This is a genomic window from Leifsonia sp. TF02-11 (assembly GCF_017565305.1).
Lineage (GTDB): Bacteria > Actinomycetota > Actinomycetes > Actinomycetales > Microbacteriaceae > Leifsonia.
Window position 1 is genome coordinate 41,157 of the sequence record NZ_JAGEKP010000017.1, and the last position, 13,622, is coordinate 54,778.

Consider the following 13,622-nt stretch of genomic DNA (forward strand, 5'->3'; position numbering starts at 1 on the left):
AAGCAAATGACTTCCGACGAGCGCCCGTTCTCCTTCCGCGCCGTCGCTCTCGCGGCCTTCCTTCCGACGCTGCTGTTCTCGATCGGCGAAGGCGCGATCATCCCGATCATCCCGATCGCCGCCGGCAATCTGGGTGCCACGCTCGCGATGGCCGGCTTCATCGCCTCAATGCTGATGCTGGGCGAGCTGGCCGGCGACATCCCCAGCGGCTGGGTGGTCTCACGCATCGGCGAGCGCTCCGCGATGATCGGCGCTGCGGCCGTCGCCGTCGCGGGCGTGGTCGTCTGCCTGCTCTCGCCGAACTACTGGGTGCTGATGGTCGGCATCTTCGTCGTCGGCCTGGCGACAGCGGTGTTCGCGCTCGCCAGGCACGCCTTCATGACCACATACGTCCCCGTCCGCTACCGGGCGCGGGCGCTGTCGACGCTCGGCGGGATCTTCCGGGCCGGCTGGTTCATCGGCCCACTCGTCGCCTCCGGCGTGATCGCCATGACCGGTTCGACCCAGTCGGTCTTCTGGATCTTCATCGTCAGCTGCCTCGGCTCCGTCGCGGTGCTGCTGGTGCTGCCCGACCCGGAGCGCATGTTCGGCCGGCCGCCGACCTCCCCCGGCCACGACGGCGAACCGCTGACGGCCGGCGAGGAGGACGCGGACGAACGCACTCGTGGATTGTTCTCGACCATCTGGGCGTTCCGGGGCGTCCTGGCGCGGATGGGCTCCGGCATCTCGCTCGTGGCCGCCGTCCGCTCCGCGCGGACGGTCCTGCTGCCGCTGTGGGCGGTCTCGATCGGACTCAGCGAGTCGAACACCGCCCTGATCATCGGCCTCGCCGGCGCGGTCGACTTCGCCCTGTTCTACGCGAGCGGGCAGCTGATGGACCGGTTCGGGCGGATGTGGAGCGTCGTCCCGTCCATGCTCGGGTTGGGCATCGGCTTCCTCGTCCTGGCGTTCAGCCACGACCTGCCCGCCAACGTCGCCTGGTACATCGGCGTCGCGCTCTTCCTCGCGTTCGCGAACGGCATCGGCTCCGGCATCATCATGACCCTCGGCGCCGATCTGGCCCCGAAGGACGCCCCCGCGGCGTTTCTCGGCGCCTGGCGGTTCACCGGCGACGCGGGGCAGGCGGCGGCGCCGCTCGTCGTCTCCCTGCTGACCGGCCTGGTGTCCCTCGCCTTCGCGAGCGGGGTGATGGGCCTCCTCGGCCTCGTCGGAGCCGGCCTCCTCGCCCGCTTCATCCCGCGCTACATCCCGCGGCGGCCGCGGTCAACGGACGGTCTGCCGGAATAGCGCATCGCCCGGTACAGTTCGATTCGTATGCATTTGCATTGAGTAGGAGGACGGGCATGGCCGCACGGCTGGAGATCGGGATCGACACGTTCGGCGACGTGACGCTGGACGAGGACGGCACGCCGCTCCCCCACGCCCAGGTGCTGCGCAACGTCGTGGCGGAGGGCATCCAGGCCGACCAGGCCGGACTCGACTTCATCGGGATCGGGGAGCACCACCGGCGTGACTTCTCCGTGTCGGCGCCCGATGTGGTGCTCGCGGCGATCGCCGGGCAGACCGAGCGCATCCACCTCGGTTCGGCCGTGACCGTGCTGAGCTCGGACGACCCCGTGCGGGTCTTCGAGCGGTTCGCCACCCTCGACGGCGTCTCGAACGGCCGCGCGGAGGTCATCCTCGGCCGCGGCTCGTTCATCGAGTCGTTCCCCCTGTTCGGATTCGACCTCGCGCAGTACGAGGAGCTCTTCGACGAAAAGCTCGACCTCTTCGCCGCTCTCCGCACACAGGAGCCCGTGACCTGGAGCGGGGCGCTGCGGCCTCCGCTCAGCGACCAGTCAGTGTTCCCACCGGTCGAGCACGGGCTCCTGAAGACCTGGATCGGCGTCGGCGGGAGCCCGGAGTCGGTGGTCAGGGCCGCGCGCTACGGCCTCCCGCTCATGGTCGCGATCATCGGAGGGGGCCCGATGCGGTTCCAGCCGCTCACCGAGCTGTACCGGAGGGCGCTGGAGCAGTTCGGAGCCGACGTCACCCTGCCGATCGGCGTGCACTCCCCCGGCTTCGTCGCCGAGACGGATCAGGAGGCGAAAGACCTGCTCTGGCCGCACTGGGAGGCCATGACCAACCGCATCGGCCGGGAGCGCGGTTGGCCGCCCGCCACCCGCGCGCGCTTCGAGCACGAGGCGGCGGAGGACGGCGCGCTCGTCGTCGGCTCACCCGAGACCGTGGCGCAGAAGATCGCCTACGCTGCTCGCGGGCTGGGACTGAGCCGGTTCGACGTGAAGCTCAGCAACGGAACGCTCGGGCACGAGCACATCATGCGCGCGATCGACCTCCTCGGCCGCGAGGTGGCTCCCCGCGTGGATGAGCTATTGTCGTAGCCGCGCGGCGGTTCACCGCCGCGTTCCGCGGGAGTGGTGAAACTGGCAGACACGCAGGATTTAGGTTCCTGTGCTTCACGGCGTGAGGGTTCGAGTCCCTTCTCCCGCACCATGTGAACGGGCGGATGAAATACTGCCGTGCGCGCGCTCCTGGAGAGCCGAGCGATTCGACATGGCGTCTAATGTCTCAGGTGTCAATCTTGGATCCTGGAGAACGATGTCTGCTACGGCTTCTGCGCCCGGTGGTGCCTTTACCACGAAAGACAGGTCGATCCAGGCCCTCAGGGGTGTCGCGTGCATCCTGGTCGTGATGCTGCACTCGCGAGGGTTCGGCAGCTACTCACTGCCGATGGAAGAGCACCCGTCGGTGCACGGGCCGCTGCTGCTGCTCGAGTACCTGCGGATGCCGCTGTTCACGTTCCTGTCCGGCTACGTGTACGCGATACGCCCGATCACGACGGGAACCCGCCCCTGGCGGTTCCTGCGCGCCAAGACCAGGCGCCTCATGCTCCCCATGCTGGTGGTCGGCACCGTCTTCATGATCGCCATCGAAACGATACCGGGATGGTCGCCCGAGAACATCGTCCGGCCCTGGTGGACGTGGCACATCATCCCCGTCGCTCAATTCTGGTTCATCTGGGCGATCTTCTGGTGCTTCCTCGTCGTCGCCTACCTCGACTACCGCGGCTGGCTCTCCCGTCGGAGTTGGATGCTCACCGCGATCATCCTGGTGCTGATCGCCTCGTCGGCACTCCCGAAGGGCGCCCGGTCACCCTTCGCCCTCTTGGCGGCCGTATACCTGGCGTTGTTCTTCCTCGCCGGCATCGCCTGCCGACGTTTCGACTGGCGTGGAACATCCCCACGCTGGCACGTGCTCACCCTCGGCGCATTCGTGGTCCTGTTGGGCAGCACCATCGTCCTCACCGCCTTCGGCATGCGTCCCCCGGCGGACGAGCTGATCGGAAATCTCCTCGGCCTCGTGGCGTGCATGCTCCTCCTGCTCCTTCGCCTACGGTGGCGACCCCTGGAATTGATCGGCTCCCATGCGTTTCCGGTGTTCCTCTTCCACTTCGGCCTCATACAGATCTGGAGGGTGATCCTCGTCAGTCTGCACATCGACAACGTGATATTCGCGACGATCTCGGGCACACTCGTCGGGATCTTGGCCTCGATAGCACTCGAACGCCTCGTCAGAATGTCGCGGGTGACCAGCACGCTCGTGCTCGGAGAGCGCTGGGCGCCTCGAAAGGCTCGGACAGCGAGCGATTCGCGCGAGAGCGCTCGACCCCAGAGCGAGCGACCGGAAGGGTCGTGATCCATCACGCCGGCTCGGTCCGCGTGGGTGCGAACGCTGGGCACTCTATTCCGCCGCACGGAATGAACACGCGGATGAAGAATGCGGCGCGCCGGCCCCTGCGACGATCGAGCGCCTCCAAACCGACTAATGTTTCAAACGTCAATACCGGATACTGGAGAGCGATGCCCACTACCGCACCGAAGCCCGCTCCGGCCTCGTCGACGAAGGACACGTCGATCGAGACGCTTCGCGGCCTGGCGTGCATCCTCGTCGTCATGGCGCACTCACCCGGTCTCGCCGGCCCGACCGCCCTGAACTATGCCGACGACCCGTGGAAGTTCGGACTCGATCTGCTCGCGTACCTGCGGATGCCGCTGTTCACGTTCCTGTCCGGCTACGTGTACGCGATACGCCCGATCACGACGGGAACCCGCCCCTGGCGGTTCCTGCGCGCCAAGACCAGGCGCCTCATGCTCCCCATGCTGGTGGTCGGCACCGTCTTCATGATCGCCATCGACCTGATGCCGGGATGGTCGCCGGGAGAGGGAATTCGACCGTGGTGGATGTGGCACATCGTGCCGGTCGCCCAGTTCTGGTTCATCTGGGCGATCTTCTGGTGCTTCCTCGTCGTCGCCTACCTCGACTACCGCGGCTGGCTCTCCCGTCGGAGTTGGATGCTCACCGCGATCGTGGTGGTGTACATCGCGTCGTCGATCCTCCCCAAGGGCGTCTCGACCCCGTTCGGCATCCTGCCGGCCCTGTATCTGGCGCTGTTCTTCCTCGCCGGCATCGCCTGCCGACGTTTCGACTGGCGCGCGGCACCGCGAAAGTGGCACCTGCTCGTCCTGGGCGCGTTCGTGGTCATCGGCTGCATCACCGTCGCTCTCAACCTCGCCGGCATCTGGCCTCCGGTGCACGGATGGATCGGCAACCTGGTGGGCGTCCTCTCCTGCATGCTGCTGCTGCGGTTGCGATTCTCGTTTCGCCCGCTTGCGTGGCTCGGACCGCATTCCTACCCGATCTTCCTGTTCCACTTCCTGTTCATCGAGCTGTGGCGGATGGTCCTGGTGGCGCTCGGCGTCGTGGACGTGACCATCTCGATCCTGTCGACCACAGCCGTCGCGCTCGCCGGGTCGCTCGTTCTCGAGCGGATCCTGCGGTCCTGGCGGATCTCCCGGCTTCTCGCCCTGGGCGAGCGATGGACGTCGCGCGCGTCGTCGCGCGCGCATTCGCACGTTACATCCAGCCCGCCCCCACTAAACTCGCCACGTCCGCATACCAAACGAATTGGAGACCCGTGATGATGCACGCCGGCCTCATCCCCTGGCTCGACCCGCACACGATCATCTCCGCCGCGGGTCCGTGGGCTCTGCTGGTGGTGTGCGGCATCGTCTTCGCCGAGACCGGGCTCCTCGTCGGGTTCCTGCTCCCGGGCGACACCCTCCTGGTGATCTCCGGTCTGCTGACCCACACGTCCCTCGTCTTCGGCGTCGACGTCTGGTGGGTCTGCCTCGCGATCGCCTTCGCGGCGTTCCTCGGCGGCGAGGTCGGCTACCTGATCGGCCACAAGGCGGGTCCACGCATCTTCGAACGCAAAGAGACCGGATTGTTCAGCATGGAGAACGTGCGGCGCACCAATGCGTTCTTCGACCGGTTCGGAGCGCTCGCGGTGATCCTCGCCCGCTTCGTCCCGATCGTGCGCACGTTCGCCCCCGTCGCCGCCGGCGTCGGCCACATGAACTACAAGAAGTACTCGCTCTACAACGCCATCGGCGCTCTGATCTGGGGTGCGGGGCTCACTCTCTTCGGCTACCTGATCGGCTACATCCCGCCCGTCGCGAACTTCGTCTCGAGCTACATCGACGTCATCCTGATCGGCGCTGTCGTCCTCACGCTCATCCCGACGCTGTTCCACTACTTCCAGTCGATGCACAAGGCCAAGAAGAAGCGCCTCGAAGCGGCTACAGCCGGCGCAGAGGCGGCGGAGCCGCGTCCCACTCCGGACATCTGATCGTCCTAACACCCGAGCAGCGGGCGTCACCACGTCAGCGGTGCAGTTCGTCCTCGTGGGCGGCGTGCTCGGCCGGCTCCAGCTGGAATGTGGAGTGCTCGACGTCGAAGTGCGCCGACAGACACCCTGACAGCTCGTCCAGCAGCTTGCCCGTGCCTCCGGATCGGAACACTCCGGGCTCCACGACGACATGGGCGGTGAAGACGGGCGCTCCCGACGTGATCGCCCAGACGTGCACATCGTGCACCGCGACGACGCCGGCCGTCCCCAGGATGTGGTCGCGGATCTCGGCGACGTCCGTGTCGGCCGGCGCCGCCTCGCTGAGCACGCGGACCACATCGCGCAGCAGCAGCACAGCGCGCGGCACGATGAAGGCGGCGATGAGAAGCGACGCGATCGCGTCAGCGGCCTGGAAGCCGGTGACCATGATCACGACAGCGGCGACGATGACGGTCAGCGAACCGATCAGATCGCCGAAGACCTCCAGGTAGGCGCCGCGCATGTTGATGGAGTGACCGGCGGACGGCCGCAGGAGCAGCAGCGCACCGAAGTTGGCGACGAGACCGATGGCCGCGACGACCAGCATCGGTCCCGACTGCACCTCCGCCTCGCCGGCCACGAGCCGCCCGATGGCGCCGATCGTGACGAAGACGGCGACGACCACGAGGATGAGTCCGTTGATCAGCGCCCCGAAGACCTCGGCGCGCCGGAACCCGAAGGTCTGGCGGTCGGTGGCGGGTCGGGCGGCCACGATCGTGGCCATCAACGCCACCACGAGCCCGGTGAGATCGCTCAGCATGTGGCCGGCGTCGGCCAGCAGCGACAGCGACCCGCTGAGCCAGGCGCCGACGGCCTCCACGACGAGCACCGCGGCGACGATGCCGATGGCGATCAGCAGTCGGTTGCGGTTGGCGGAGTGCCCGTGGTCGTGGCTCATGGTCCTTCTACGGTATGTCGAAGTCGGCGCCCGCCGCCAGCGATCCCGCTAGATAGGAATGAGTGCCGTTCTCATTCTCACTCGGCTCCTCACGAAGGCCCGGTTCAGCCGACCGCCACGAGCTCCTTCAGTGCGGGGACGATCGCGGCGAAGGCGCGCGAACGGTGGCTCTCGGCGTTCTTCACCTCGGGGCCGAGTTCGGCCGCGGTGGCGGCATGCCCCTCCGGGACGAAGATCGGGTCGTACCCGTGCCCGTGCGAGCCCGCCGCCTCTCGCGCGATGCTCCCCGGCCAGATGCCCTCGACCACGGTCGTGGCGCCGGCCGGTGTCACGAGCGCCAGCGTCGCCGTGAAGTGCGCGCCCCTGGTGCCGTCCGGGAGGTCGGCCAGCTGGTCCAGCAGCAGATTCAGGTTGGCCTGCGCATCACCGTGCCGTCCCGCCCAGCGCGCCGAGAAGATGCCGGGAGCCCCGCCCATGACGTCCACGCAGATGCCGGAATCGTCCGCAAGCGCGGGCAGGCCGGTGTGCGCCGCGGCCGCCCGCGCCTTGATCAGGGCGTTCTCGGCGAAGGTGACGCCGTCCTCCACCGGCTCTGGACCGTCGTAGCCGACGATCTCGAGCCCGGGAACGGCGTCGCCGAGGATCTGCTGGAATTCCAGCGCCTTGTGGCGGTTGTGCGTGGCGAGGACGACGCGCACGATCAGCCCTCGATGCCGAGTTCGGAGGACGCGAGCGCAGCGCTCTGCACCTCGGCCAGCCGCGACGTGCCGGCGAGCGCGAGGTCGAGCAGCGAGTCGAGCTCCCTGCGGTCGAACGGCGCGCCCTCCGCCGTTCCCTGCACCTCGACGAAGAGGCCACGGCCCGTCACGACGACGTTCATGTCAGTCTCGGCGCGCACGTCCTCCACATACGCCAGGTCGAGCATCGGCTCGCCGTCGATGATGCCGACCGAGACGGCCGACACGGAGTCGATCAGGGGGGTGGCCTTCTGGCCGATGAACCGGTGGTCGCGCCCCCACTCGAGCGCGTCGGCGAGCGCGACGTACGCACCCGTGATGGCCGCGGTGCGCGTGCCGCCGTCGGCCTGCAGCACGTCGCAGTCGATGACGATCGTGTTCTCGCCGAGCGCCTTCATGTCGACGACCGCGCGGAGGCTGCGGCCGATCAGCCGGCTGATCTCGTGCGTGCGGCCGCCGATCCTGCCCTTGACGGACTCGCGGTCCATGCGCTCGTTCGTCGAGCGCGGCAGCATGGCGTACTCGGCGGTCACCCAGCCGCGACCTTTGCCCGCCATCCAGCGCGGCACTCCGTTGGTGAACGACGCGGTGCAGAGCACGCGCGTGTTGCCGAAGGAGATCAGCGCTGACCCTTCGGCCTGACGGCTCCAGCCGCGCTCGATGGTCACGGGGCGCAGCCCGTCGGGCGTGCGGCCGTCGGCACGGGTGGTCTCGGTCACGGTTGTCTCCTCGGAGGGTCGGTGATGGTCGTGATCGGGCCGGCTGGCCGCGATCACTGCGGGAGGTCGATCACGCCGGTCTGCACCAGGTCGACCCGGTAGATCTCCGGGCCGATGAACCGGTGCGCGAGGCGCAGGAAGTAGTCGGCGTCGAGGCCGGTCGCCTCGTAGCGGATGGTCGGCGGCGTGGGCTCGCGGCGCTCGAGGCCGCCGCTCACCAGCGTGCGATAGACGTCTTTCGCCGTCTCCGTGTCGCTCGAGACGAGCGAGACGCCCTCCCCCATGACGTAGGAGATCGCGCCCTTGAGGAACGGGTAGTGGGTGCAGCCGAGCACGAGGGTGTCGACATCGGCGTCGCGGAGCGGCCGGAGGTACTCGGCGGTGACCTGCAGCACCTCGTCTCCGCTGGTGATCCCGGCCTCGACGAACTCGACGAAGCGCGGGCAGGCCTGGGTGAAGAGCTGCAGCGACGGCGCGGCGGCGAAAGCATCCTCGTAGGCGCGCGACGAGATCGTGCCCGCAGTGCCGATCACGCCGACGCGACCGGTGCGGGTGGCGGCGACCGCGCGTCGGACGGCGGGCTGGATGACCTCGATCACCGGGACCGAGTAGCGCTCCCTCGCGTCGCGGAGCATGGCGGATGACGCCGTGTTGCACGCGATGACCAGAAGCTTCACGCCCTGGTCGACCAGGAAGTCGAGAACCTCCAGCGAATACCGGCGCACGTCCGCGATGGACTTGGGGCCGTACGGCGAATGTGCCGTGTCGCCGACGTAGAGCAGGGACTCGTTCGGGAGCTGATCGCGGATGGCCCGGGCGACGGTGAGCCCGCCGACCCCCGAGTCGAAGATCCCAATCGGCGCATCCGTCACAGCAACCAAGCCTACCCGTCCGCACCCGAAGCTAAGGTGGAGCCGTGACCGAGTCCTCTGCGCTGTCGTCTGCGCTCCTGACCGACCGTTACGAGCTCACGATGCTCGACGCCGCCCTGCTTGACGGCACGTACGACCGCGAGTGCGTCTTCGAGGCCTTCACCCGGCACCTCCCCGGGGGGCGGAGGTACGGGATCCTGGCGGGGACGGGACGGCTGCTCGAGCTCATCGACCGGTTCCGCTTCGGCGATGACGAGCTGGCCTACCTGCGCGACAACCGGGTCGTGCGGCAGGAGACGCTGGACTGGCTGGCCGACTACCGGTTCTCCGGAACGATCCGCGGCTATCGCGAGGGCGAGGTGTACTTCCCCGGCTCGCCGTTCCTGATCGTCGACGCGCCCTTCGCCGAGGGTGTGATCCTGGAGACGCTGATCCTCAGCGTCTTCAACTACGACTCGGCCGTGGCCTCGGCCGCCGCCCGCATGGTGACCGCGGCCAACGGGCGGCCCATCGCAGAGATGGGATCGCGCCGTGCAAGCGAGCGCAGCGCCGTCTCCGCGGCCAGGGCGGCGTACGTCGCGGGGTTCAGCGCGACCTCGAACCTGGAGGCCGGGCGCACGTGGGGAGTGCCCACCATGGGCACGGCCGCGCACGCGTTCACGCTGCTGCACGACACCGAGGAGGACGCCTTCCGCGCCCAGGTCTCAGCGATGGGGCCGGGAACCACGCTGCTGGTCGACACGTTCGACGTGGAGACGGCGATCGAGACCGCGGTCCGGGTGGCCGGACCGGAGCTCGGCGCGATCCGGCTCGACTCGGGCGACCTCCCGAAGCTCGTGCGCCAGGTGCGCGATCAGCTCGACCGGCTCGGCGCGACGAGCACACGCATCACCGTGACGAACGACCTCGACGAGTTCACGATCGCCGCGCTGTCCTCGTCCCCCGTCGACAGCTACGGTGTCGGCACGTCGGTCGTGACCGGGTCGGGCTCACCGGCGTCGGGGATGGTCTACAAGCTGGTCGCCCACCGCGACCGCGACGGCGACGGCGAGTGGGTCGCGGTCGCCAAGAAGTCGGACGGCAAGCCGAGCATCGGCGGCCGCAAGCACCCCGTCCGCCGGTTGGACGCCTCCGGCCGCGCCGTGGCCGAGGTGGTGCACATCGTCGAGGCGGGCGACACCCCGGACGACACCGGGCGTGACCTGCTGGTTCCGTTGATCACGGACGGCGAGCTCCATCGAGAGCACCTCGGGCCAGAAGGCACGAGACGCGCGCGGGAGCACCGCGAGACCGCGATGCGCGAACTGCCCGATCAGGCGTTCCGGCTGGGCCGCGGCGACCCGGTGCTGCCGACGATCTTCGCCTGAGCGGCGCCGGCGTCGCCGCTCGTCCGCCGACTACTCGTCGCGCAGCTTCTCGTAGATCTCTTTGCAGGTGGGGCAGACCGGGAACTTCTCCGGGTCGCGACCGGGAGTCCACATCTTGCCGCACAGCGCTTTCACCGGCTTGCCCGTCATCGCCGATTCGAGGATCTGCTCCTTCTTGACGTAGTGCGAGAAGCGCTCGTGGTCGCCCGGCTCGGAGACCTGCGGAGTCTCCAGGAGCTCGCGCTCCAGCGTGCTGAGGCCGCCGCCTCCGGGCTCTCCGCCCGGCTCGAGGATGCTGGCGTCGTTCATCGTCCCAGTCTAAGCGCGTGCCGTGCTGCCGGGTGCCGGCCGGCGAACCTCAGTCGTTGCGGTTGGCGAACGCCATCAGCTCGGGGCCGCGCATGTCGAAGAGCCGCGACCCCGCCCAGACGCCGCCGCCGAACGCGGCGAAGCCGACGAGCACGGAGACGACCGGCGAGACGCCCAGCCAGAACGGGTTCACGGTCAGGCCCAGAGCCAGGAACACGATCGCGGGCGACGCGAGGATCAGGATGGCGAAGAAGCTCACGGCCTGAGCGAATGCCGAGGAGCCTCCGGAGGTCTGCGGCTGCGTGAAGGCGCTGTCGCCGGGTTTCGTGGCCGGGTAGGGGAACAGCACGGAGAACATGCTCGACAGCCCCAGGCCGATCACCAGGATGGACCCGCACAGGGCGGCGACGGCGGGCAGCACAGCCCAGTCGCCGAAGACCATGGCGGTGACCACGGACCCGACGGCGATCACCGGGATGCCGACGAGCACCGGCGGGAACATCCGGCCGAGCCGGTCGGCGAACCCTCGCGTGCCGGAGACCAGGTGGAGCCAGATCGCCGTGCTGTCGAACGCGATGTCGTTGTGGATCGTCCAGCCGAGGAACAGGCACACCAGTGGAAGCGGCACGAGCGAGGCGAAGTGGAGGGGCAGCCCGCCCAGGGTGAGGGCGACGATCACGAAGACCGGGATCACCGGGATCATCACCAGGGCGACCCAATAGCGCGCATCGCGCCCCCAATAGGTCATCGACCGCGCTGCGATCGCCGCGGTCGGGCCTCCCGGGAGGCGACCGAACCAGCCCAGCCCGTGATGCTCGTGCACACGTGCTTCGCGCTCCGGCGCGACCACGACCAGCGTGACCAGGGCGCGCCAGACCAGCCAGAGCACGACCACCGTCGCGACTGCGATGAGGAATTGGACGAACGCTGCGCCTCCCGCGCCCTCTGCCGCGGCGCCCGGCATGCTCCAGACGGCGCCGAACGGCGTCCACTGCAACCAGCCCGCGAAGGCGCTCAGCGTACCGAGGCCGTCGCGGCCCCAGTCGACCGTCAGCAGCAGGAGGAGCACCGGTGCGATGAGCACGAGCACGAGGACCGCGACGACACCGCCGGCCTCCTTCGACCTCCGCGACGAGACGAACACCGATGCGATGGCCGTCGAGATCCGAGAGGCGAGCACGCACGTCGGCACCACGATGATCGCCGAGAGCACCGCGAGCACCGCCGCCCCTGGGTCGCGGGACCACGTGACGACGGTCGCGAGCGCGCAGACGAACAGCACGACGGCGGGGATGCCGATCAGCCCGGACAGGGCGAGAGCGAGAGCGAGTTTGCGGTCGGGGATGCCGAAGAGCGCGAACTTGCGCGGATCGAGGGTGTCGTCGATGCCGAACAACAGCGGCAGGAGCAGGAAGCCGGCCACGACGATCGAGCCGATCACGACCAGCACGCTGTGCACGTCGGCGACGAGCGGCACCAGGCGGGCCGCCACCAGAGCCCCGACGACGAGGACGACCGTCACGACGCCGTAGGCGAGCCCCAGCGTCAGGCCGAAGATCTGCCAGGGGCTGCGCCGGAAGGCGTTGCCCATCAGGCGGAGTTTCAGTCCGAGAAGCTGTGCAACCACTCCATGCCTTCCGCTGCCTTGCGGCCGCCCGCGAGCTCGACGAACCGCTCTTCGAGGGTCTGCTCGCCGCGGACCTCGTCGATCGTGCCTGCCGCGAGGACCTTGCCGCGCACGATGATCGCGACGCTGTCGCACACGCGCTGGATCATGTCCATGCCGTGGCTGGACAGCACGACGGTGCCGCCGGCGGCGGTGTAGCGCTGCAGGATGTCGATGACGTTGGCGGCCGAGACCGGGTCCACAGACTCGAAGGGCTCGTCGAGCACGAGCAGCCGCGGCGAGTGGATCATCGCGGCCGCGAGGGCGATCTTCTTCGTCATGCCTGCCGAGTAGTCGGCCACCAGCCGGTCGAGGGCGTCCTCGATGCCGAACGCGACGGCGAGATCGGCCGTGCGCGTGCGCACCGTCTTCGCCGACAGGCCGCGGAGGGTGCCCGCGTAGTGGAGGAACTGCGCGCCGGTGAGGCGGTCGAACAGCCGCAGCTTGTCGGGGAGGACGCCGATGACGTGCTTGGCGCGCACCGGTTCGGTCCACACGTCGACACCGTGCACCACGATGCGGCCCTCGTCGGGACGCAACAGTCCGGTGACCATCGACAGCGTGGTGGTCTTGCCTGCGCCGTTGGGGCCGACGATGCCGTAGAAGGAGCCCTCGCGCACGTCGAGCGAGATGTCGTCGACGGCCACGGTCTGGCCGTAGTGCTTGCTCAGCCCGTGGACCGTGAGCACGCTCGGCCGCGTGTCGACGACGGGAACCGGGGCGGCGGGAGGCTCGGCCGAAGGGGGCGTGTCGGAGCCGGAGAGGGCTCCGGCCGCCGCAGCGCCTGTGCGGGGCTTCGTCGACGTCGCGCGTTTGCGCGGAGTCGGGGTACGCGTGCTCGAGGCGGCGGAAGCCGCCGCCGTGGTGGGCTGCACCCGTTTGCGGACCGGTCGCGGCACAGGCGGCGCCTGCTCCGCTCCGGTCTCCGTGACCTCTGTCATCGACTCCCCCTCGTCACTCCCCCGCGGTTCGGGCGCATCGGTCTCCGGTTCGGTACGGCCGGGTTGCGCGCGCTCGGAACTCACCACGCCACCGTACCAAGACAGCAGAGCTTGCGTACCCCCCGCCCGGTCACCGGGGGACATCTCTCACTCCTAGGAATCACCTGTGAGGAACATAACGACCGCACAACAACAGCCGTCAACCCCTGCCCCCGCACGAGGGTCGCCGGTATTCTGGCGGAGGCATGAAGGCGTGTCGAAACACGTAAAGCGCGAATGAACTCCCGGAGAACGCTCCGGGCGGAGCGGTCGGGCGCTGGATGCCACCGCTCCCTGCACAGCACGCAGACGGCAGCACAGCCACTCATGTTCAGCGCGGATTCAA

At 68.8% G+C, this 13,622-nt stretch carries 13 protein-coding genes and 1 tRNA gene; 7 read left to right on the top strand and 7 right to left on the bottom strand.

The genetic code is table 11. The features are described 5' to 3' along the window. Window positions 1-6: 6 nt before the first annotated feature. The 6 genes from JNB50_RS19170 (at window position 7) to JNB50_RS19195 (ending at window position 5,689) form a co-directional block, all read left to right on the top strand. Window positions 7-1,287, top strand: a complete 1,281-nt coding sequence (locus tag JNB50_RS19170) for an MFS transporter (RefSeq protein ID WP_208041749.1) — start codon at window positions 7-9, stop codon at window positions 1,285-1,287. A gap of 56 nt (window positions 1,288-1,343) precedes the next feature. After that, a complete protein-coding gene (locus tag JNB50_RS19175) occupies window positions 1,344-2,381 on the top strand; it encodes an LLM class flavin-dependent oxidoreductase (RefSeq protein ID WP_208041750.1) in 1,038 nt (345 codons plus the stop codon). A 27-nt stretch (window positions 2,382-2,408) separates the two neighbouring features. Then, window positions 2,409-2,493, top strand: a tRNA-Leu gene (locus tag JNB50_RS19180). 105 nt (window positions 2,494-2,598) lie between these two features. Beyond that, the gene (locus tag JNB50_RS19185) at window positions 2,599-3,696 is read left to right on the top strand and encodes an acyltransferase (protein WP_208041751.1); all 1,098 of its coding nucleotides are present in this window, start codon (window positions 2,599-2,601) and stop codon (window positions 3,694-3,696) included. Window positions 3,697-3,860: 164 nt separating this feature from the next. Then, on the top strand, window positions 3,861-4,979 hold the full coding sequence (locus tag JNB50_RS19190) for an acyltransferase family protein (protein WP_208041752.1): 1,119 nt from the start codon (window positions 3,861-3,863) through the stop codon (window positions 4,977-4,979). After that, window positions 4,979-5,689 carry a DedA family protein gene (locus JNB50_RS19195; protein WP_374222275.1) on the top strand — a complete coding sequence of 237 codons (711 nt, stop codon included), beginning with the start codon at window positions 4,979-4,981 and terminating at the stop codon, window positions 5,687-5,689. Before JNB50_RS19190 ends, JNB50_RS19195 begins: the two co-directional genes overlap by 1 nt. 34 nt (window positions 5,690-5,723) lie before the next feature. Here the strand turns inward: JNB50_RS19195 and JNB50_RS19200 are convergent, their stop codons facing one another. The 4 genes from JNB50_RS19200 to murI form a co-directional block, all read right to left on the bottom strand. Next, complete coding sequence (locus tag JNB50_RS19200) at window positions 5,724-6,626, bottom strand: cation diffusion facilitator family transporter (protein ID WP_208041753.1); 903 nt, start codon at window positions 6,624-6,626, stop codon at window positions 5,724-5,726. A gap of 104 nt (window positions 6,627-6,730) precedes the next feature. Further along, window positions 6,731-7,327: an RdgB/HAM1 family non-canonical purine NTP pyrophosphatase gene (rdgB, locus tag JNB50_RS19205; RefSeq protein WP_208041831.1), complete on the bottom strand. Its 597-nt coding sequence runs from the start codon at window positions 7,325-7,327 to the stop codon at window positions 6,731-6,733. After that, window positions 7,327-8,082 carry a ribonuclease PH gene (gene rph, locus JNB50_RS19210; protein ID WP_208041754.1) on the bottom strand — a complete coding sequence of 252 codons (756 nt, stop codon included), beginning with the start codon at window positions 8,080-8,082 and terminating at the stop codon, window positions 7,327-7,329. The genes rdgB and rph overlap by 1 nt, the downstream gene beginning before the upstream one ends. A 53-nt stretch (window positions 8,083-8,135) precedes the next feature. Next, window positions 8,136-8,954: a glutamate racemase gene (murI, locus tag JNB50_RS19215; protein WP_208041755.1), complete on the bottom strand. Its 819-nt coding sequence runs from the start codon at window positions 8,952-8,954 to the stop codon at window positions 8,136-8,138. A 44-nt stretch (window positions 8,955-8,998) separates the two neighbouring features. Between murI and JNB50_RS19220 the strand changes: the two genes are divergently transcribed. After that, entirely contained in the window at window positions 8,999-10,321 is a 1,323-nt protein-coding gene (locus tag JNB50_RS19220; RefSeq protein WP_208041756.1) for a nicotinate phosphoribosyltransferase, read from the top strand. A gap of 30 nt (window positions 10,322-10,351) precedes the next feature. On the opposite strand, the gene JNB50_RS19225 is transcribed toward JNB50_RS19220, so the two are convergent. The 3 genes from JNB50_RS19225 to JNB50_RS19235 are packed head-to-tail and all read right to left on the bottom strand — an operon-like array spanning window position 10,352 to window position 13,237. Beyond that, a complete protein-coding gene (locus JNB50_RS19225) occupies window positions 10,352-10,630 on the bottom strand; it encodes a DUF3039 domain-containing protein (RefSeq protein WP_208041757.1) in 279 nt (92 codons plus the stop codon). A 49-nt stretch (window positions 10,631-10,679) separates the two neighbouring features. Then, a complete protein-coding gene (locus JNB50_RS19230; protein ID WP_307794796.1) occupies window positions 10,680-12,257 on the bottom strand; it encodes a hypothetical protein in 1,578 nt (525 codons plus the stop codon). After that, a complete protein-coding gene (locus JNB50_RS19235; RefSeq protein ID WP_243768693.1) occupies window positions 12,233-13,237 on the bottom strand; it encodes an ABC transporter ATP-binding protein in 1,005 nt (334 codons plus the stop codon). The genes JNB50_RS19230 and JNB50_RS19235 overlap by 25 nt, the downstream gene beginning before the upstream one ends. Between the last annotated feature and the right edge of the window lie 385 nt (window positions 13,238-13,622).

What these genes read in the sequence shown, in the direction of transcription:
- JNB50_RS19170 (WP_208041749.1), top strand. Translation starts at nt 7, where the DNA reads ATGACTTCCGACGAGCGCCCGTTCTCCTTCCGCGCCGTCGCTCTCGCG.
- JNB50_RS19175 (WP_208041750.1), top strand. Translation starts at nt 1,344, where the DNA reads ATGGCCGCACGGCTGGAGATCGGGATCGACACGTTCGGCGACGTGACG.
- JNB50_RS19185 (WP_208041751.1), top strand. Translation starts at nt 2,599, where the DNA reads ATGTCTGCTACGGCTTCTGCGCCCGGTGGTGCCTTTACCACGAAAGAC.
- JNB50_RS19190 (WP_208041752.1), top strand. Translation starts at nt 3,861, where the DNA reads ATGCCCACTACCGCACCGAAGCCCGCTCCGGCCTCGTCGACGAAGGAC.
- JNB50_RS19195 (WP_374222275.1), top strand. Translation starts at nt 4,979, where the DNA reads ATGATGCACGCCGGCCTCATCCCCTGGCTCGACCCGCACACGATCATC.
- JNB50_RS19200 (WP_208041753.1), bottom strand. Translation starts at nt 6,626, where the DNA reads ATGAGCCACGACCACGGGCACTCCGCCAACCGCAACCGACTGCTGATC.
- JNB50_RS19225 (WP_208041757.1), bottom strand. Translation starts at nt 10,630, where the DNA reads ATGAACGACGCCAGCATCCTCGAGCCGGGCGGAGAGCCCGGAGGCGGC.
- JNB50_RS19235 (WP_243768693.1), bottom strand. Translation starts at nt 13,237, where the DNA reads ATGACAGAGGTCACGGAGACCGGAGCGGAGCAGGCGCCGCCTGTGCCG.